Below are 18,736 nucleotides of genomic sequence, written 5' to 3' on the forward strand. Positions count from 1 at the left end.
GGGCGTCTGACTACATCAAAAGCACAGTGGCTTGCAATGCACACAAAATTGAAAGACTCTGGCGGGCAAAACGGCAGGATGTTCATGAATTTCGCGTCTATTTCCCAGTTTCTGCGCAGTGGCGCCACCCTTTTGGCCAAAGGGCCTGTTGCCCTGATTTTTGCCGAAGATGATACCGAGGTCGAAACCACCCTGCGCCACCACCTTGAACTGCGGTTCAAACAGGTTGTGTGTTTCATTCCTGAAAGCTTTGAGCTGCCGGTCGATCTGGAAGAGCAGATACACCGGGTCACCATGGAACACCCAACCGGCGGCGCGATGGTCGATGCCATCAACCGGGTCATCGAAGCGGCACCGGGCATATGGCTATACTACTGTTTCAACGCCGAATATCTGTTTTTCCCTTTCTGCGAAAACCGCAGCATCGGCGAGATGGTGACCTTCCACAGCGAGGAACGGCGCCAGGCGATGCTGACATATGTGATCGACCTCTACGCCAAGGATTTGGCCGCGTTCCCGCAGGCCGTTTCACTGGAAGAGGCGCATATGGATCGCTCAGGCTATTATGCCCTCGCCCGCCCGGACAGCGCCAACCATAATCACCCCAAGGAGCGGCAACTGGATTTCTTTGGCGGTCTGCGCTGGCGGTTCGAAGAGCACATCCCCTCGCAACGGCGCAAGATTGATCGGATTTCCATCTTCTTGACCAAGCCGGGACTAAAGATGCGCGACGACTTCACCTTCAACGATGAGGAATACAACACCTACAGCTGCGAATGGCACAACAACCTGACCGCCGCTGTCTGTTCGTTCCGAACGGCCAAGGCGCTAAAGCGCAACCCCGGCAGCCGGGACGAGATCACCTCGTTCACCTGGCACAATTCGGTGCCGTTCGAGTGGCATTCTCGTCAGCTGCTGGATCTCGGGTTGATGGAACCCGGGCAGTGGTTCTAACAGCATGCTTTATGATGGGGCCTGTCATTGCGGTTTCGTGCGATTTCAGGTCGAAGCGGACATCGATCATGTCCGCATCTGCGACTGTTCCATCTGTCATCAGCGTGGGGCCCTGATTTTCCGTGTGCCGGAACGCGCGTTGACACTGCTGACACCGCTGGATCACCTTGGCCTGTACGAATGGGGCAGCCGAACCGCCAAAGACTACTTTTGCCCGCGTTGCGGCATTCTCCCGTATCGCCGCCCCTCGGCACCAACGCGGCAGGAATTGGCACAGGGCGTCAAAGCATTTGAAGGCTGGGCCATCAACACGCGTTGCCTCGTTGGGTTTGACCCGCAGAGCGTCCCCGTAAAACGTATCCACGGGCGACGGATCGTGCACGACTGACCCCGAAGTCTAAGACATCGACACCAGAACCGCCCCGGCTCTGCCACCCTCTTCCACCATTTCCTGAACCCGCGCGGCCTGATCCAGCGGCAAGGCCTCTTGAACCGGAATGACCAACCCACCCTCGCACAGTGCGGCGTGAAGTTTGTCGATGCACATCTGCCGATCCGCCGCCTCTTGCAGGTAGATCAGGATCACGTCTAACGTCAGCGCCTTGAACAGGATCGGACCAAACGCAATCGTGGGCACCATGTTCAGACCGGACCCATAGATCGCAACCCGCCCGTTGGGGCGCATGACCTCGGCCACCATGCCGATGTTCAGGCCAAACTCGACTTCAATCGCCATGTCGACAAAATCACCGCCGTTGGCCGCGAGGATATCGGCCGCCAGTGTCTCGCTGCGATAGTCCAACACCACGTCTGCCCCGGCGCTGTGGATGCGGTCAAAGTCACGGGGCGAGCCTGTCGCAATGACCTTGGCCCCGGCCCAATGCGCCAGTTGCACGGCGAGAAATCCCACCGTACCACCGCCGCCGCTGATCAACAGGGTCTTGCCGACAACATCCCCACCGCCGAACACCGCCTGCGCGGCAGTCAGACCGGGAATCCCCAAAACCGCGCCGGTTTCAAGAGTGACGGCATCCGGCAGGGTCACAGCCTGCTCCGACGGCAACGCAATGTATTCGGCGCAGGTGCCAAATGGCCGTTGCCACTGGCCGTTCCAGATCCAGACACGCGCGCCAACGCGGGTTGGATCAACGCCCTCTCCAACCGCCTCGATGACACCTGCCCCATCAGAGTGCGGGATGATCTCGGGGAAGGCGGGTTTGGTCACACCCGGACGTGTCCCGGCCCGCGCCTTGACATCAGAGGGGTTCGCACCGGAAAAGGCGACGCGTACCAGGACCTCTCCTGCCGCGGGCGCCGGTTGGGCCAGCTCTTCGATTTTCAGAACATCCCGAGCCGCGCCAAAGGCGCGATAAACTGCAGCTTTCATAGGAAATCACCCGTTGTTTCGCGCCCATGCTGGCACGACAAAAAAAGGGGCGCAATGCCCCTCGTTACGTCACGAATTCGCGATAGCTTATTTGCCGCGCAGGCGGATCACCACGTCGACCTTGGCAATTTCTGCCCCTTCGGGAACATCCGGCAGGCGGCGAATTTCCAACTGCTCCGCAGGCGCATCCGTGAGCTCGCGACGGTCTTCCCAGAAGAAATGCGGGTGGTCATGCGTGTTCGTGTCGAAGTAACTCTTCGACCCATCCACGGTAATTTCCTGCATCAATCCGGCAGAACAGAACGCGCGCAGCGTGTTGTAAACCGTTGCCAGAGAAACACTTTCGCCATGGTCACGGGCATCGTCAAACAGGCTTTCGGCGGTGACGTGCCGGTCCATACCGTCGCCCACCAACAAGGCAGCCAGAGCCACGCGCTGACGTGTCGGGCGCAGGCCCGCCTCGTTCAGCCATTTGGCCCCTACTTCATTAGCTTGCATCGTCATGCTGGCGATCCCCTTGGTTCACAGGTTAATATGCCTGTTCGCATAGGGTTTTTCAATTGAAAATCAGTCGCAGGCGCAACAGGCACACAGACCGCCTCGTGGAATGGGTGCACTTGCGGGACACGCGCGGGCGGTGCTAGACGGGACCAGAGAGAACTGACACGATAAAGAGGGGACATGCCTGCATGGCCGATTTTCCAACCAGCTTCGACAAAGAGGATCTCCTGAAGTGCGCCCGCGGCGAGCTTTTCGGCCCCGGTAACGCGCAGCTCCCGGCCCCGCCGATGCTGATGATGGACCGTATCACCGAAATCTCGGGGGATGGCGGCGCCCATGGTAAAGGCCACATCCTGGCCGAGTTCGACATCACCCCGGACCTGTGGTTCTTTGACTGCCACTTTCCCGGCAACCCGATCATGCCCGGCTGTCTGGGTCTGGACGGCCTGTGGCAATTGACCGGCTTCAACCTCGGCTGGCGCGGCTGGCAGGGGCGCGGCATGGCCGTTGGTGTTGGCGAAGTCAAACTGACCGGCATGGTGCGCCCAGACCGTAAGATGTTGACATATAAGATTGATTTCAAAAAAGCCATCCAGACACGCCGCCTGACCATGGGCGTTGCCGACGGCATCGTTGAGGCCGATGGTGAGATCATCTACGACGTCAAAGATATGAAAGTGGTGCTCTCGGACGCCTGAGCCTGCCCGCTGATATCGAACGATTGAGGAGGCTTCTGGCCTCCTTTTTCATGTCGTTCAATGCGCCTGTTTCTCTCGGCATTGCTGCGGATCACACGCCCTTTGGTGATTGCCGTCGGACTTACCCAAACACATCGTAAGGCCAACCCATCTTGCACCCCTGCCCTGCAATGCCTACTAAAGGCATAAGCAGATAAGGGAGTGCACGTATGCGTCGTGTCGTCGTCACCGGATTGGGCATTGTTTCGTCCATCGGCAACAATGCCGAAGAGGTCATCGCCTCGCTGAAAGCCGGAAAATCAGGTATCGAAGCCAGCCCGGAAATGGCTGAGCACGGGTTCCGCAGCCAGATTGCGGGCACACTCAAGATCGACACCAAAGAGCATATCGACAAACGCGCGCTGCGCTTTATGGGGGATGGCGCGGCTTATGCGCATATCGCCATGCAGCAGGCGATCGCGGATGCGGGTCTGGGCGAAGACGATGTTGTGAACGTGCGCACCGGGCTTGTCGCAGGCTCGGGAGGCCCGTCGACAAGTGCCATGCTGACCGCACACCAGACCGTGGAAAAAACCGGCGCGACCAAGCGGATCGGGCCCTTTGCAGTGCCCAAGTGCATGTCATCGACGATCTCGGCAAACCTGGCAACTGCCTTTAAAATCAAGGGCATAAACTATTCGATCACCTCGGCCTGCTCGACCTCGCTGCACTGTATCGGCAATGCCGCAGAGCAGATCATGATGGGCAAGCAGGACGTGATGTTTGCCGGTGGCGGTGAAGAATTGGACTGGACCCTGTCCTGTCTGTTCGACGCCATGGGCGCGATGTCATCCAAGTATAATGACACCCCTGAAAAAGCCAGCCGAGCCTTTGACGAAAACCGCGATGGTTTCGTGATCTCGGGCGGCGGTGGTATCGTGGTTCTGGAAGACCTGGATCACGCATTGGCGCGGGGCGCCAAGATTTACGCAGAAGTGACCGGATTTGCGGCCACCTCGGACGGGCACGACATGGTTGCGCCCTCTGGTGAAGGCGGTGAGCGGGCCATGCGGCTGGCGTTGTCGACCCTGCCCGAAGGCCGCAGCGTCGGCTACATCAACGCCCACGGTACATCGACGCCTGTGGGCGATGTCGGAGAAGTCGAAGCGGTGCGCCGGGTGTTCGAAGGACAGACCCAACCGCCAATTTCTTCAACAAAATCAATGACTGGGCACGCCCAGGGCGCGGCTGGCGCCTTGGAGGCGATCTTCTGTCTGTTGATGCTGGACAATGATTTCATCACGCCGTCGATCAACGTTGAGACGCAGGATCCGGCGATTGAGGATGGTGAGATTGCGACCGCGTTGGTGGAGAATGCGGGGCTGGACTCGGTGATGACAAACTCGTTCGGGTTTGGCGGCACAAACGGGTCGATGATCCTGTCGAAATACAAAGGATAAGCGGTATGAGTGGTCTTTTGAAAGGCAAACGCGGCCTGATCATGGGCGTTGCAAATGAACGCTCCATCGCCTGGGGCATCGCCAAGGCCATGGCCGAGGCGGGGGCCGAGCTGGCCTTTACCTATCAGGGCGAAGGCTTTGGCAAACGGGTGCGCCCGCTGGCGGAAAAACTGGGCAGTGACTTCTTGGTGGACGTCGACGTCACCGACGATGCCTCGCTCGACACTGCGTTTGAACAATTGGGGGTGAAATGGCCGACGATGGACTTTATCGTGCACGCCATTGCCTATTCCGACAAGAACGAGCTGACTGGGCGTTTCCTCGACACGAGCCGGGATAACTTTAAGAATTCATTGGATATTTCCTGTTACTCCCTGATCGAAGTGGCGCGCCGCGCGCACCCTTTGATGAAGGAAAACGGCGGCGGCACGGTGCTGACGCTGACCTATCAGGGATCGAACCGCGTGACGCCATTTTACAACGTCATGGGGGTCGCCAAGGCGGCATTGGAGGCGGCGACGCGCTACCTGGCCAATGACCTTGGACCGGACGGTATTCGCGTCAATGCAATCTCTCCGGGCCCGATGAAAACCCTTGCCGGGGCGGCGATTGGCGGGGCGCGCAAGACGTTTCGTCAGACCGAAGCCAACGCGCCGATGCGGTCAAACGCAACACTTGAGGCAGTGGGCGGCACGGCGGTCTATCTGGCGTCGGACGCGGGCTGTTTCACCACCGGTGAGATCATCCGCGTGGACGGGGGGTATCATGTGCTGGGCATGCCGCAGCCCGAGAACCTCTGACCCGAAACCTCGGATTTGATTAAAATTGGATATGTTACGGTAAAACCGCGCTTCGGTGCGGTTTTCTCCATGTTGTACAACTTTTTTTGGGGAACCTCTCCAAGTTGTACAACATGAATATGTTAACCCCGGCTTAAGGTTTTCAGGGATTTTACCCCCTTTGGCTGGCCGCCAGTTCCGCCACCAGCCAGGTCACGATGTCACCTGCCGATCCGTGCCGCGCCCAAAGCCCCCCTGCCCCGGACCACTGCGCTCCGAAACCGGATACGCCAGCCGATGCCGCGGCCCCGGCCAGCGCCTTGGCCGCGTCATAGGCGACCGGATAGGCCGGGATGGTGGCGTCGGTCTGTTCGGACCACGCGATGAAGCCATTGCGCAGGCAACGCGCGGGGCGGCCCGAGACTGACGGTGTCAGCGTGGCGGGATATGAGGACGGCGCGCGCAGGGCCGCGCGATAGGCGGCATCGGCCAGAGATTCGGTGCTGGCGATAAAGGCGGTGCCGAGCTGCGCGGCCTCCGCGCCGAGCGACAGGACACGGGCGATGTCGCCGCCATTCATCAGGCCTCCGGCAGCGATGATCGGCAGGTCGATGTGCGGCGCCAGCTGAGCGACCAGCGCGTCGGTGGTCAGTTCGGCGTCCGGGGCGGTGGGGTCAAAGATGCCGCGATGGCCGCCCGCCTCGATCCCTTGCGCGACGATGGCGTCGATGCCGGCGGCCTGACAGGCGTGGGCCTCAGGCAGTGAGGTTGCCGAGGCCAAGAGCGTGATGCCCGCGGATTTGAGTGCCGAGATCACCGAGGCTTCGGGCAGGCCGAAGTGGAAGCTGACCACGGTGGGGGCCTCGTCGACAAGCATGGCCAGCATGTCGGGGTTGGTCAGGAAGCTTTGGTAAATCTCGTTCAGCGCATCGGGGGGTGCTGCGTTGAAACGGGCAAATTCCGGGGCCATGGCGGCGAGCCAGTCGGCTTCAACCTTGGCATCGCGGGCCACGGGGCCGTGGCAGAAGACATTGATGTTGAAGGGCCGCTCGGTCAGAGCGCGGGTCTGTTGGATGGCAGCACGGGCGGCATCGGCGGTCATCGCCCCCACCCCGAGCGAGCCCATGCCCCCGGCGTTGCAGACCGCTGCGGCCATGGCGGGGCTGGAGACGCCTGCCATGGGGGCCTGAATGATCGGGTGCGGGATGTCGAAACGATGGTTCAGCCAATGGGTCATGACGCGGTCCTCTCTGATCCCGAGGCTGACGCAAGTCACGGCAAAAGAAAAGCCCGCAGAAATGCGGGCTTTGTCGGGGCGCGTGGATCAGGCGGTCAGCCGATCGAGACCAGTTCCAGCGCAAAGGTCAGATCCTTGCCCGCCAGCGCGTGGTTGGCATCCAGCGTCACGGTGTCGTCGGTGACGGTGATCACGGTGACGGGGATGACCTGGCCCTGGGGGGATTGCATCTGCAGCTGCAGGCCGACCTCGAGCGGGATTTCCGCCGGGATCTGATCGCGCGGCACGTCCTGAATGGCGCCGGGGTTCGACTCGCCGTAGGCCTCGGCGCAAGGGATCTCGATGGTCTTTTTCTCGCCCACTGCCATGCCGGTCACGCCGGTGTCAAAACCGGGGATGACCTGACCCGAGCCGAGGGTGAACTCCAGCGGGTCGCGGCCCTCGGAGCTGTCGAAAACCGAGCCGTCGTTCAGGGTGCCGGTATAGTGAATACGGACCTTGTCGCCCGATTTTGCAGTGCTCATGTGGTGTCCAGTTCTGGGTTGTGCTGCGGGATCGCCCCGCCAAAAGGTGGCGCACACTAGGACGTGAGGGCAGGAAGTGCAAACAGGCTTTGACAGGGCGTCCAAGCCTGCCAGTATGCGCAGCAAAGGGGGACGCGGATATGGCAATCACCACATGTATTTTTGACGCTTACGGCACGTTGTTCGACGTGGCGGCCGCCGCGCGCGAGGCGGCAGCGGAACCGGGGCGCGAGGCCTTTGCCGCGCATTGGCCGAAGGTGGCGAATGACTGGCGGTTGAAGCAGTTGCAATACACCTGGCTGCGGGCGATCACCGGCGCACATACCGATTTCTGGGAAGTCACACAGAACGGGCTGGACTGGGCGCTGGAGAACAGCGGTCTGGGCGGGGACGCGGAATTGCGCGAACGCTTGCTGGCGCTTTACTGGGAGCTGTCGGCCTATCCAGAGGTGCCTGCGATGCTGCACGCGTTAAAGGCCAAGGGGTTGAACAGGGCGATCCTGTCTAACGGCTCGCCCGCCATGCTGGATGGCGCGGTGCAAAGTGCGGGTGTCGGGGATGTGCTGGACGATGTGTTGAGCGTTGAGGATGTGGGCATCTTCAAGCCCGCGGATGTGGTCTATGAGCTGGTCACCAAACGCTTTGATTGCGCGCGCGACGAGGTGCTGTTTGTCTCGTCCAACGGCTGGGACGCGGCGGGGGCCACTGGGTATGGGTTCACCACGGCCTGGGTCAACCGCGCGGGCGAGCCGATGGACCGGCTGCCGTGGGTGCCGCAACATGTGTTGAGCGATCTCACCACCATTCCCGATCTGACAGGAGTTTGAATGTCGCGTTTTACCACGAGTGACGGGCTGTCGCTGCATTACACGGATGAGGGTGAAGGGCCGGTGGTCCTTTGCCTGTCCGGGCTGACGCGCAATGGCGCGGATTTTGACTATGCCATGCCGGCGCTGGCGGGGTGCCGCGTGGTGCGGCTGGATTACCGAGGGCGCGGGCAGTCGGATTGGGCTGAGGACCACATGAGTTACACGATCCCGCGTGAAACGCAGGACGTGGTGGAATTGATGGATCATCTGGGGTTGGGTCAGGCGGCGGTGCTGGGCACCTCGCGCGGCGGGTTGATCGCGCTGACCCTGGCGGCGATGGCGCGCGACCGGCTGGCGGGGGTGTGTTTTGTCGATGTCGGCCCGGTGCTGGAGCTGGCCGGGCTGGCGGTGGTGGTGGATTACCTGGGCCGCAATCCGGTGTGGCAGAGCCATGACGAGGCGGCAGAGGTGATCGGCAGTCGGATGGCTGGGTTTGCGGGTGTGCCGGAAAGCCGCTGGCGGCAAGAGGTGGAAAAGCATTTTGTCGAGACCGACGGCGGTTTGACCATCAACTATGACCCCAAGCTCAGGGATGCGGTGCTGGCCGGATTTGACCCCGAGGCCGAGGCGCCGGACCTCTGGCCATTTTTCGAGGCGCTGAAGGGCCTGCCGGTGGCCTGTATTCGCGGCGGCAACTCGGACCTGCTGAGTGCGAAGACGCTGGCAGAGATGCAGGCGCGGATGCCGGGGATGATTGCGGCCACGGTGCCGGATCGCGGGCATGTGCCCTTTTTGGACGAGGCCGAGTCGGTCATGGCGTTGCGGGCATGGATTGAGGAGTTGCGCAGATGAATATCGAGATGATCCGCGCGGCGGCGGAGCGGTTGGCGGGACATGCGCGGCGCACACCGATGTTGACCTCGCCCTTTCTGGACGAAATTGCCGGGCGTCGGGTGCTGGTAAAGCCGGAGTGCCTGCAGCACACCGGCAGTTTCAAGTTTCGCGGTGGCTGGTCGGCGGTCTCGGCCTTGGACGAAGAGACGCGCAAACGCGGTGTGATCGCCTTTTCCAGCGGCAACCACGCACAAGGGGTGGCGCTGGCGGCGGCAAAGCACGGGTGCCCTGCGGTGATCGTGATGCCGACGGATGCGCCGCAGATGAAGATCGACAATACACGGGCTTTGGGGGCTGAGGTGGTGCTCTATGATCGGCCCGGCGGGGAAAGCCGGGAAGAGGTCGGGCGCGCGCATCAGGAGGCGCGCGGGCTGACGATGATCAAGCCTTATGACGAGCCGCAGGTGATTGCGGGGCAAGGCACCACGGGGTTGGAGATTGCCGCGCAGGCGCGCGCGATGGGCGTGTCCGAGGCCGATGTGCTGGTCTGTTGCGGCGGGGGCGGGCTGACCTCGGGCATTGCGCTGGCGCTGGAGGCGGAGGCACCGGGGTTGCGGGCAAGGCCTGTCGAGCCAGAAGAGTTTGACGATGCCACGCGGTCACTGGCCAGCGGACAGATCGAGGAAAACGCCCGGACGTCGGGGGGGATTTGTGATGCGATCGTGACACCCAGCCCCGGCGAGATCACCTTTCCGATCATGCAGCGGCTGTGTGGGCCGGGGATCGTGGTCAGCGAGGATGAGGCGATGCGGGCCATGGCGCTGGCGTTTTCACGGTTGAAGATCGTGGTGGAACCGGGTGGCGCGGTGGCGCTGGCGGCGGCGTTGTTTCATGGGGGTAAGGTTGACGGCGAGGCTGTGGTGGCGGTCTGCACCGGGGGCAATGTGGATGCGGAGATGTTTGCCGAGGCGCTGGCGCGTTTTGGCTGAGCGCGGCGCGTCTGTGGTAGGGTAGGTTTTTGAGTATTTTTGGCAATACGAAGCAGGGGCGTGGCGCATCTGTCGTGGGCGTGTTTCGGAAGGGAGAGGTATGACCCGGTTTACGATTGCATCCTTTAACGTGAAGAACCTGATCGGAGCGGATCAGGAGTATTATCAGTTTCAGAGTTACACGCCCGAGGAATACGCCTGGAAAGAGGATTGGCTGGCGCAGCAGATGTTCTCGATGGATGCCGATATCGTGGGGTTTCAGGAGATCTTTGAGGAAAAGGCGCTGCGCGATGTGATCGCGGAAACCGATCGCATTGGGCAGGAGAGCAATGACGCGGTGTTGCCGTCAAAGACCAAGAGTTACCGCAAGAAGGCGATTTTTCGCAAACTGGGATATGAGGGATACAGGGAGGCCGCGCTGGCCTTTGCGCCGAACCTGAATGATGGCGGTCCGGGGCAGCGGCGGCCCGGGGTGGCGGTGCTGTCGCGGTACGGCTTTGTCGGGGACCCGGAGATCATTCAGGATCTGGAGACGCCTGTGGAAATCCCGTTTCGCGAGCTGACCGGCGAGGATGCGGGGCATTATACGCTGAGCCGGATTTCACGGCCCATCCTGAAGGTGCGCATTCCGGTGGGGGCGCATGTGGTGACGGTGTTCAACTGTCATCTGAAATCCAAGCTGGGCGAATACCTGAAGTCTGGGGGTGCGGAGTATGCCCGCGAGGCGGATCTGACGCGCTATGACCCGGTGGGGCGCGCCATGGGGGCGTTGCGCGCCGCCGTGCGGCGGATGGCCGAGGCCTGGGTTTTGCGGCGCGAGATTGTCGGTGAGTTGCGGCAGGGTCGCCCGGTCATGGTGCTGGGCGATTTCAACGATGGCGAACATGCGGTGAGTTCCGAGATCATCTCGGGCGAAGTGCCGTTCCGGAACTATTCCTGGATGCTGCGCCATGATGCGCGGGATTATAACGACCGCTATTCCAGCGAAGAGAACAAGGCGATCACCAGGGCGGTGCTGGAGCATCAGCTGGTCAGCGGTGAGCAGTTGTTTGTGCAGAAATCCTTGCGGGACATGGTGTTCACCTCGGCCTTTGGCGGGGTGTATGAGAGCCTGGATCAGATATACATGTCGCGGCATTTCCATCCCGACAACGCCGAGCGCATTGGCGAGATGGAGTATTATTCGGTTCTGAATGACCATCTGACCGATGGCAGCCACGCCGAGGCGCCCTATAACAAACTGGCCAGCGACCATGGGCAGGTCATGGCGCATATGAAGATCGGAGATCAGCGATGAAGATGGCGGATCTGGGGGATGTGCGGCTGCATTACCGCGAGGATGGCGACCCGGCAGGTGCGCCGATTGTCTTTGCCAACTCATTGGGCACCGATATGCGGCTGTGGGACCCGGTGTTGCCGCATCTGCCCGAGGGTCTGCGGATCATCCGCTATGACAAGCGCGGCCATGGGCTGTCGACCTGTCCGAAACCGCCCTATTCCATGGGTGCGCTGGTGCGGGATGTGGAGCAGTTGCTGGATATGCTGGAGGTGCGCGAGGCCATGTTTGTCGGCCTGTCCATCGGCGGGCTGATTGCGCAAGGGCTGGCGGCCAAGCGGCTGGATATGGTGCGCAGTGTCGTGCTGTCGAACACCGGGGCCAAGATCGGCACGCGCGAGGTCTGGGATACCCGGATCGGCGCAGTGCGAGACGGCGGCATGGAGGCGGTGGCCGATGCCACGATGGAGCGCTGGTTCAGCAAGGATTTTGCCAGGACGCCCGAGCTGGAGATTTGGCGCAACATGCTGACGCGCACGCCGGTTGAGGGCTTTATCGGCTGCAGCCATGCCATTGCGGGCACGGATTTCTACACGCCCACGGCGGCGCTGCGGTTGCCTGTGCTGGGCATTGCCGGGTCCGAGGACGGTGGCACGCCGCCTGATCTGGTGCGCGAGACCGTCGATCTGGTGCCGGGGTCGCAGTTTGCGTTGATCCGGCGCGCGGGGCATTTGCCGTGTGTTGAAAAGCCGGAGGAATACGCCGAACTTCTGACCAATTTCTTGCGCGAGACTGGCCATGTCTGACATCCTTTTGGTGCATGGGTCTTGCCACGGGGCGTGGTGTTGGCGCGATCTGACCCCCGTCCTCGGGGCGTTGGGGCATGACGTGCGCGTGATGGACATGCCAAGCCACGGGAGCGATGACACGCCGCTGGATCAAGTGACGCTGGAGAGCTGTACGCAGGCCGTGGTGGACGCCCTGGGCACGGATACGGTGGTGGTGGCGCACAGTTGGGGTGGGTTCCCGGCGACCCTGGCGGCTGATATCGCGCCCGAGAGGTTTCGGCGGCTGATCTATCTTTGTGCCTATATCCCGCGCGAGGGGTTGTCGCTGGTGGATATGCGCAAGCTCGCACCGCGCCAGCCGATCCTGAAGGCGGTGGATCGGGGTGAGGACGGGCTGTCTTATGGTGTCTATCCCGAACATGCGCAGGAGGTGTTTTATGCCGATTGCCCGGCAGGCACGACCGAGTTTGCGCTGGAGCATCTGAGCATCCAAGCCACCCTGCCCCAGACCACGCCTGCGCGCTTGGGGACGGGGCATCTGGAGGTGGCGAAAAGCTACATTCGCACGCTCTACGACAACGCGATCCCGACCGAGTTTCAGGCCGAGATGGTGGCTGACTGGCCCGCCGAAGACGTCTATGAGATGGCCACGAGCCATTCGCCGTTTTTTGCAGACCCCAAGGGGTTGGCGGCGATGATTGACGGGATTTTGAAGGAGTAGTTAGGGCTGCCAGTCTACGAGGTGATCCATTGTGATGGTGCGCTTGTGGGCATGCTCGAAAAACGGATCCCAATCTGGCTCACTTTCTGCAAGGTGCCTGAAGGCTTCCAACAGGGGATGTTTTTGGTCGTCAACCAACGCTCGATAGATGGCGCGACCAATAGACCACCGAAAGCTCGCATGAATATCCCCATCGCCGTCATTAAATGCGTTGATGAGGACGATAGCGGTGCAGGGGACAAAGGCGGGCAATTCGGGGGTGTGAGACGCCAGTTCAATCACCTCGGCCGGGAACCAGCACTCACCTTCTGGATACCGCAGATCGGGACTGCGAAGCAGGTCTACAATCGCTTTGTGATGGGTCTTGACCTCCTTGCCGTAGTCAAGTTTCGACACATGGTCGATCATCTCGGGCGTCATACTGCGGGCCAAATCCTGCAGTGGCAAGATCACCTGATCGCGCGGCTGGGTAACCCGCGAGTTCAATGGAATGTTCAGAGACGGATCGGCCAGCGCGAACCCGCGCGCAATGGCAGAGCGCACACCATTGGGGGCATCGTTGAGTGCGTCAGAGATGCCATCCCATTCCAGTGACAGGTCGTTTGATTGTTCTTTGAACAAAAGATCGTGCAAATAGACACAATGGGCGGTTAGCCGCGATTGTGCATCTGCCTCTGGCGTCCAGACGATGACCTCCCAATAAGTCACGTCATCCTGTGTAAGGGGCAATGCGGCAAGGGGATCGCGCCCATTGATGGCCTCCGCGAGGGCCTGAGCCAGTGTGCTTGCACGGTGCCCCCGTTGTTTGGTGTGATGTGACAGCAGGAAATCCGCCGCGTGGCGCAGGTCGTGGAGGGTCTGGTAGTGATGAAATTGCATCTGGCTTAGCTTGAATTGGTTTTGAAAATCCCTGGGTCCGCAGGTGCCTTCCCTTTCGCCTCTGACCAAACTGCATTAGGTCGGTGGGCGCAATCCTGATTTGTTGAGGATCAGAGACACCCAGTGCCCGTCCCGTGTGTCACGCGACGGTCCAGAAGCTGAGAAAGGATACACCCATGGCCGGGTCGGTGTTTGATAGTCCGCTGTTTTCCAAACTGTTCCCGAGCGGGGATGCCGGGCGGTTGTTCACGGACACTGCCGAGGTGCGGGCGATGATGCTGGTTGAGGGCACCTTGGCCAAGGTGCAGGGCGAGATGGGGGTGATCCCCGAAGAGTCAGGCGCGTTGATCCACCGGACCTCGATGGAGATACAGATTGATCCCGGCGCATTGGCGGGCGCGACCGGGCAGAACGGCGTCAGTGTGCCGGGGCTGGTGGCCGAATTTCGCAAGGCGATGGAGGCCCCGGAACATGCGCAATACCTGCACTGGGGCGCGACCTCGCAGGATATCATCGACACAGGCCTGATGCTGCGGTTGCGCCAGCTTTTGAGCTTGTTGGAGGGCGATGTCCAAGCCGTTTTGAAACGGCTTGCCACGCTGGCCGAGACCCATGCAGAGACGCCGATGGCGGCGCGGACCTTTGGGCAATACGCCAATGTGACGAGCTTTGGCGCGCAGGTGGCGGAATGGGGCAACCCCCTGATTTCACTTGCAGAGGAGCTGCCGGGGTTGCGCGAAACCTGTCTGATGGTGTCACTGGCCGGGGCCACGGGCACGGGCGCGACCTATGGGCCAAGGGCGGCAGAATTGCGCGGCAAGGTGGCCGAGGCGCTGCGGTTGACGGACCCCGGGCGCAGCTGGCACACGGACCGCACCCCGGTGTTGCGGATTGCCGATTGGCTGGTGCGGGTGAATGGCGCGCTGGCCAAGATCGGCGAGGACGTGATTGTCATGGCGATGTCGGGGATTGGCGACGTCACCCTGGGCGGCGGCGGGGCCTCAAGCACCCTGCCCCAGAAACAGAACCCGGTGGCGGCCTCGGGCCTGGTGGCGTTGGGGCATCAGGCGCGCGGGCTGGAGGCGACGCTCAGGGCGGCCTCGGTGCACAGGCATCAGCGCGACGGGGCGGCGTGGTTCACGGAATGGTTGGTATTGCCGCAGATCTGTCTTGGGGCGGCCTCGGCGCTGAGCGTGGCCCGGACGATGCTGGAGGGGCTGGAGCCAAACCTTGAGACCGTGGGTGACCCCTTGGGCCTGATCCACGCCGAGGCGTTGTCCTATGCGCTTGTCGCCGAGATGCCGCGCCCCGAGGCGCAGGCGGTGACCAAGGCGCTGTGCAAAGAGGCGCAGGACAGCGGCGTGGCGTTGCAGGTGTTGGTGGCGCGGGATTTCCCGGCGCTGGACGCAGCCGCGCTGTTCGATCCGACCCGGCACATGGGACATGCGCCCGAGGCCGGGGGTGCTTTTGTGCAACGGGTCAGGAAACTGTAACCGGGCGGATTTCCAAGCGCGCGGGCCCCTGTTAGCCCTTGGGCCTGATTTTTTTTCCGCATTTGGTGTCTTTATGTCGTCCCGCCTGCCCCTGTTGGTTGTTCTGTCGATTGCGATGATCGACGCGATGGGAATCGGTTTGATCCTGCCGGTGATGCCGGACCTCATCCAGGAGGTCTCGGGCAGTTCACTTGCGGATGCGGCGATCTGGGGCGGTATCCTGACCACGGCCTTTGCCGTCATGCAGTTCCTGTTCGGGCCGGTGATCGGCAATATCTCGGACCGGTTCGGACGCCGCCCTGTCATGCTGATCGCGCTGGTGGTGATGGCGTTGGATTACGTGGTGATGGCGCTGGCGGATACCATGTGGCTGTTGCTGGTTGGGCGTATCGTGGGCGGCATTACGGCGGCGACCTTTTCCACCATCATGGCCTATATGGCTGATGTTTCAAAAGGAGACGACAAGGCGATGCGCTTTGGCTATGTGCATGCGGCCTTTGGCATCGGGTTCGTGATTGGCCCGGCCTTTGGCGGGATGCTGGCCGAGTTCGGCACGCGCACGCCCTTTGTCGTCGCGGCCGTGCTGGCGTCGACCACGGCACTGGTCGGGTTCTTTGTCCTGACCGAGAGCCTGCCCGAGACCCTGCGCCGCCCGTTCGACTGGAAGCGCGCCAACCCGTTTGGTGCCTTTCGCGCCATTGGGCGGCTGCCGGGGGTGGCGCTTTTGCTTTTGACCTATTTCTTCTACGAGGTGGCGATGATCGTCTACTCGGTGATCTGGCCCTATTACGGCACCGAGTTGTTTGACTGGTCCCCGCGCATGATCGGCGTGTCTCTGGCGATTTACGGCGGCTTTTATGCCTTTGCCCAGGCGTTTCTGGTCAAACCGGCGATCCGGCTGTTGGGGGACCGGCGGGTGGTGGTGTTGGGGCTGTGCGGCGAGTTCATCTTTCTTGTCTACTTCGGGTTTGCCAGCAATGCGACGCTGGTGCTGTTGGCGATCCCGATCGTGGCCACGGCCAGCGTCGGCTTTCCGGCGTTGCAGGCGATCCTGTCGCGGCGTGTGGCGGATGATGCGCAGGGCGAATTGCAGGGAGTCCTGGCGAGCCTGGTGTCGCTGGCCACCATCGTCACGCCGCTGGTGATGACCCTGGTGTTTGCGCGATTCTCGGGACCCGAGGCGGGACTCTACGCCCCTGGCGCCCCCTTTCTGCTGTCGGCCTGTTTCATGGTTGTGGGTATCCTGGTCTTTCTGCGCTCGCGACGCCGCGTTTAGCGCGTTTGCGACCGGTCTTTGTCTCATTCTGTCTTGCTTTGCGTTTCCAGCGGCGCGACGCTGGCTGAAACGGAGAATGGAGTTTCCCAGTGAGCAAGATCAAAGCTGCGGTATGTCACGAATTCGGCACGCCGCTTGTGGTGGAAGAGGTCAACCTGCGGGCCCCTGAGATGGCCGAGGTTGAGGTAACATTGGATGCGGTGGCCATCTGCCATTCCGACATCACCTATGCCGAAGGGGGCTGGGGCGGATCGCTGCCTGCAGTCTACGGCCACGAGGCCGCAGGGCGCGTGAGCGCGGTGGGTGCGGGCGTGAATGGCGTCTCTGTCGGCGACAGCGTGATCGTGACGCTGATCCGGGCCTGCGGGTCCTGCCCCTCCTGTTCCGGCGGACGCCCGACCGGCTGCGAGACGCCTTATGATGGTGACAAGGGGCCGCTGACCACGGCGGACGGTGGCAAGCTGCACCAGGCGATGGCTTGCGGTGCTTTTGCGGAAAAGGTTGTGGTGGACCAGAGCCAGGTGGTGAAGTTCACCGGGGATATCCCGATGGAGGCGGCGAGCCTGATTGCCTGTGGCGTGATCACCGGCGTTGGCGCGGTGGTGAATGCCGCCGGATTGCGCGCGGGTCAGGACGTGGTGGTGATCGGCACCGGGGGTGTGGGTCTCAACGCCATTCAAGGCGCGCGGATCGCGGGTGCCCGGCGTATCGTGGCGGTGGATGTCAGCGAGGAAAAGCTGGCCATCGCAAAAGAGTTCGGCGCCACCGATGGCGTGCTCGCCACCGAGAAGAAGCCCTGGGTCAAGGCGATGCGCGCCATGGGACGCGGGGCGGATGCGGTGATCGTGACCGTGGGTGCCATCCCGGCCTATAACGACGCGCCGCGCTATCTGGCGGGCGGCGGCAAGGTCATCATGGTGGGCATGCCGCACTCGGGTCAGGAATCCAGCTATGAGCCGGTGATCCTCGCCGCGATGGGACAGGGCATGCAGGGGTCCAAGATGGGCGATGTGGTGATCAAGCGGGATATTCCGTGGATGGTCGATCTCTATGATCAGGGACGGCTGAAGCTGGACGAGCTGATCTCGGGGCGCTGGTCGCTGGATCAGATCAACGAGGCGATTGAGGACACCAAGACCGGGTCCGCCAAACGCAACGTGATCCTGTTCAAATAGGCGCGCATCGTCCGCGGCCAAGCGATTTCGAAATCGCTTGGTCCCGAGAGCCCGTCAGGTCTCGGTAAGACTGGCGGTCAGCTGGTGCCATTGCCGCCGCGACAGGCGTTCCTTGGTCGCCAAAAGCCAATAGGTTTCATGATGGGTCAGCTCCCTGGGGCTGGCCCTTTTGACTGTGCCGGCGTCAAGATCGGCCTGCACCAGCGGCAATGAGGCCAGCAGCACGCCCAGACCCGCGCGGGTGGCGGCAAGGGCCGAGGCGAAGGTGTCAAAGCGCAGGTGCGGCACCGGCGTCGTCGGGGTTCCGAAGCGTTCCGACCATTGCCGCCAACCGGGGCGCGGGCCCGCAACCGAGATGCGCGGCAGATCGGCCCAGGCGCCCTGTTCGAACAGGGCGGGCGCGGCAACGGGGCTGAGGCGTTCTTCGTAAAGCGGCGCGCGGAAGGCGACGGGCCAGTCCCCTGCCCCGTAGCGAACACGGATGGCATCATCCTCGCGCGCCTCGCCGGTGGTCACCACCATGGTGCGCAGACGGATTTCCGCGCCGGTGTCCTGCGTCAGCCGCGCCAGACGAGGCACGATCCAGAGGTCGGTGATCGAGCTGGAGGCCGAGATGGTCAGGCGGTTGCGCGCCACGCCAAACAGCGCCTCGGTGCTGTCCCGCAACCCTTCGAGCGCCAGCTGCACATGTGGCAGCCAGGCCTCGCCCTCGGGCGTGAGGCTGATCTGGCGGGACAGGCGCAAAAAGAGACGCGTGCCGAGGCGCGATTCAAGATGGCCGATGCGCTGGCTGATGGCGGATTGGGTGAGGCCGGTTTCGGCGGCGGCGGCGGTAAAGCTGCCCAGCCGCGCGGCGGCCTCGAACGCGCGGATCCATTCCAGGGGCAGTTGGTCGAAGCTGGGTGTTTGCATTAGGGAATCGCCCTCTCAGACACGAAAAGGATAATTTGCCATAATGAGTTAACATGGGCAGTTTA

Annotated in this window: 20 protein-coding genes; 14 read left to right on the plus strand and 6 right to left on the minus strand. The window is 62.1% G+C overall.

What is annotated here, in order from left to right:
- Positions 1-84 precede the first annotated feature (84 nt).
- Positions 85-954, plus strand: a complete 870-nt coding sequence (locus tag EK369_RS13850; RefSeq protein ID WP_127114861.1) for a hypothetical protein — start codon at positions 85-87, stop codon at positions 952-954.
- 4 nt (positions 955-958) lie between these two features.
- Positions 959-1,342 carry a GFA family protein gene (locus EK369_RS13855; RefSeq protein WP_127114862.1) on the plus strand — a complete coding sequence of 128 codons (384 nt, stop codon included), beginning with the start codon at positions 959-961 and terminating at the stop codon, positions 1,340-1,342.
- A 9-nt stretch (positions 1,343-1,351) separates the two neighbouring features.
- On the opposite strand, the gene EK369_RS13860 is transcribed toward EK369_RS13855, so the two are convergent.
- Together EK369_RS13860 and irrA are read right to left on the minus strand one after the other, a co-directional pair.
- On the minus strand, positions 1,352-2,341 hold the full coding sequence (locus EK369_RS13860) for an NADPH:quinone reductase (protein WP_127114863.1): 990 nt from the start codon (positions 2,339-2,341) through the stop codon (positions 1,352-1,354).
- An 87-nt stretch (positions 2,342-2,428) separates the two neighbouring features.
- A complete protein-coding gene (irrA, locus tag EK369_RS13865) occupies positions 2,429-2,845 on the minus strand; it encodes an iron response transcriptional regulator IrrA (protein ID WP_127114864.1) in 417 nt (138 codons plus the stop codon).
- A 185-nt stretch (positions 2,846-3,030) separates the two neighbouring features.
- On the opposite strand from irrA, the gene fabA reads away from it, so the two are divergent.
- The 3 genes from fabA (at position 3,031) to EK369_RS13880 (ending at position 5,779) form a co-directional block, all read left to right on the plus strand.
- Positions 3,031-3,540, plus strand: a complete 510-nt coding sequence (gene fabA / locus EK369_RS13870) for a bifunctional 3-hydroxydecanoyl-ACP dehydratase/trans-2-decenoyl-ACP isomerase (RefSeq protein ID WP_127114865.1) — start codon at positions 3,031-3,033, stop codon at positions 3,538-3,540.
- Positions 3,541-3,749: 209 nt separating this feature from the next.
- On the plus strand, positions 3,750-4,979 hold the full coding sequence (gene fabB / locus EK369_RS13875) for a beta-ketoacyl-ACP synthase I (RefSeq protein WP_127114866.1): 1,230 nt from the start codon (positions 3,750-3,752) through the stop codon (positions 4,977-4,979).
- 5 nt (positions 4,980-4,984) lie between these two features.
- A complete protein-coding gene (locus EK369_RS13880) occupies positions 4,985-5,779 on the plus strand; it encodes an enoyl-ACP reductase FabI (RefSeq protein WP_127114867.1) in 795 nt (264 codons plus the stop codon).
- Positions 5,780-5,930: 151 nt separating this feature from the next.
- Here the strand turns inward: EK369_RS13880 and EK369_RS13885 are convergent, their stop codons facing one another.
- Together EK369_RS13885 and EK369_RS13890 are read right to left on the minus strand one after the other, a co-directional pair.
- Positions 5,931-6,995 (minus strand): NAD(P)H-dependent flavin oxidoreductase, encoded by a 1,065-nt coding sequence (locus tag EK369_RS13885; protein ID WP_127114868.1) that lies wholly within the window; start codon positions 6,993-6,995, stop codon positions 5,931-5,933.
- Positions 6,996-7,090: 95 nt separating this feature from the next.
- Positions 7,091-7,519 carry an FKBP-type peptidyl-prolyl cis-trans isomerase gene (locus tag EK369_RS13890; RefSeq protein ID WP_127114869.1) on the minus strand — a complete coding sequence of 143 codons (429 nt, stop codon included), beginning with the start codon at positions 7,517-7,519 and terminating at the stop codon, positions 7,091-7,093.
- A gap of 140 nt (positions 7,520-7,659) precedes the next feature.
- On the opposite strand from EK369_RS13890, the gene EK369_RS13895 reads away from it, so the two are divergent.
- The 6 genes from EK369_RS13895 (at position 7,660) to EK369_RS13920 (ending at position 12,936) form a co-directional block, all read left to right on the plus strand.
- Positions 7,660-8,346 carry a haloacid dehalogenase type II gene (locus EK369_RS13895; RefSeq protein WP_127114870.1) on the plus strand — a complete coding sequence of 229 codons (687 nt, stop codon included), beginning with the start codon at positions 7,660-7,662 and terminating at the stop codon, positions 8,344-8,346.
- A complete protein-coding gene (locus EK369_RS13900) occupies positions 8,347-9,180 on the plus strand; it encodes an alpha/beta fold hydrolase (protein ID WP_127114871.1) in 834 nt (277 codons plus the stop codon).
- Entirely contained in the window at positions 9,177-10,151 is a 975-nt protein-coding gene (locus tag EK369_RS13905; protein ID WP_127114872.1) for a threonine ammonia-lyase, read from the plus strand. The genes EK369_RS13900 and EK369_RS13905 overlap by 4 nt, the downstream gene beginning before the upstream one ends.
- Positions 10,152-10,251: 100 nt before the next feature.
- Entirely contained in the window at positions 10,252-11,448 is a 1,197-nt protein-coding gene (locus EK369_RS13910) for an endonuclease/exonuclease/phosphatase family protein (protein ID WP_127114873.1), read from the plus strand.
- Positions 11,445-12,233 (plus strand): 3-oxoadipate enol-lactonase, encoded by a 789-nt coding sequence (gene pcaD, locus EK369_RS13915; protein ID WP_127114874.1) that lies wholly within the window; start codon positions 11,445-11,447, stop codon positions 12,231-12,233. Before EK369_RS13910 ends, pcaD begins: the two co-directional genes overlap by 4 nt.
- Complete coding sequence (locus tag EK369_RS13920) at positions 12,226-12,936, plus strand: alpha/beta fold hydrolase (protein ID WP_127114875.1); 711 nt, start codon at positions 12,226-12,228, stop codon at positions 12,934-12,936. The genes pcaD and EK369_RS13920 overlap by 8 nt, the downstream gene beginning before the upstream one ends.
- Here EK369_RS13920 and EK369_RS13925 read toward each other — a convergent pair whose 3' ends face one another.
- Complete coding sequence (locus EK369_RS13925; RefSeq protein ID WP_127114876.1) at positions 12,937-13,815, minus strand: hypothetical protein; 879 nt, start codon at positions 13,813-13,815, stop codon at positions 12,937-12,939.
- A 176-nt stretch (positions 13,816-13,991) separates the two neighbouring features.
- Here EK369_RS13925 and EK369_RS13930 point away from each other — a divergent pair, with 176 nt between their 5' ends.
- The 3 genes from EK369_RS13930 to EK369_RS13940 all read left to right on the plus strand — a co-directional run bounded on the left by EK369_RS13930 (position 13,992) and on the right by EK369_RS13940 (position 17,759).
- Positions 13,992-15,308 carry a lyase family protein gene (locus EK369_RS13930; protein WP_127114877.1) on the plus strand — a complete coding sequence of 439 codons (1,317 nt, stop codon included), beginning with the start codon at positions 13,992-13,994 and terminating at the stop codon, positions 15,306-15,308.
- Positions 15,309-15,381: 73 nt separating this feature from the next.
- A complete protein-coding gene (locus EK369_RS13935) occupies positions 15,382-16,584 on the plus strand; it encodes a TCR/Tet family MFS transporter (RefSeq protein WP_127114878.1) in 1,203 nt (400 codons plus the stop codon).
- Positions 16,585-16,673: 89 nt separating this feature from the next.
- The gene (locus EK369_RS13940) at positions 16,674-17,759 is read left to right on the plus strand and encodes a Zn-dependent alcohol dehydrogenase (protein WP_127114879.1); all 1,086 of its coding nucleotides are present in this window, start codon (positions 16,674-16,676) and stop codon (positions 17,757-17,759) included.
- A gap of 54 nt (positions 17,760-17,813) precedes the next feature.
- On the opposite strand, the gene EK369_RS13945 is transcribed toward EK369_RS13940, so the two are convergent.
- A complete protein-coding gene (locus EK369_RS13945) occupies positions 17,814-18,671 on the minus strand; it encodes a LysR family transcriptional regulator (RefSeq protein WP_127114880.1) in 858 nt (285 codons plus the stop codon).
- Positions 18,672-18,736 lie beyond the last annotated feature (65 nt).

Origin of the sequence: Shimia sediminis, assembly GCF_003990645.1 — a bacterium.
Classification (GTDB): domain Bacteria; phylum Pseudomonadota; class Alphaproteobacteria; order Rhodobacterales; family Rhodobacteraceae; genus Shimia; species Shimia sediminis.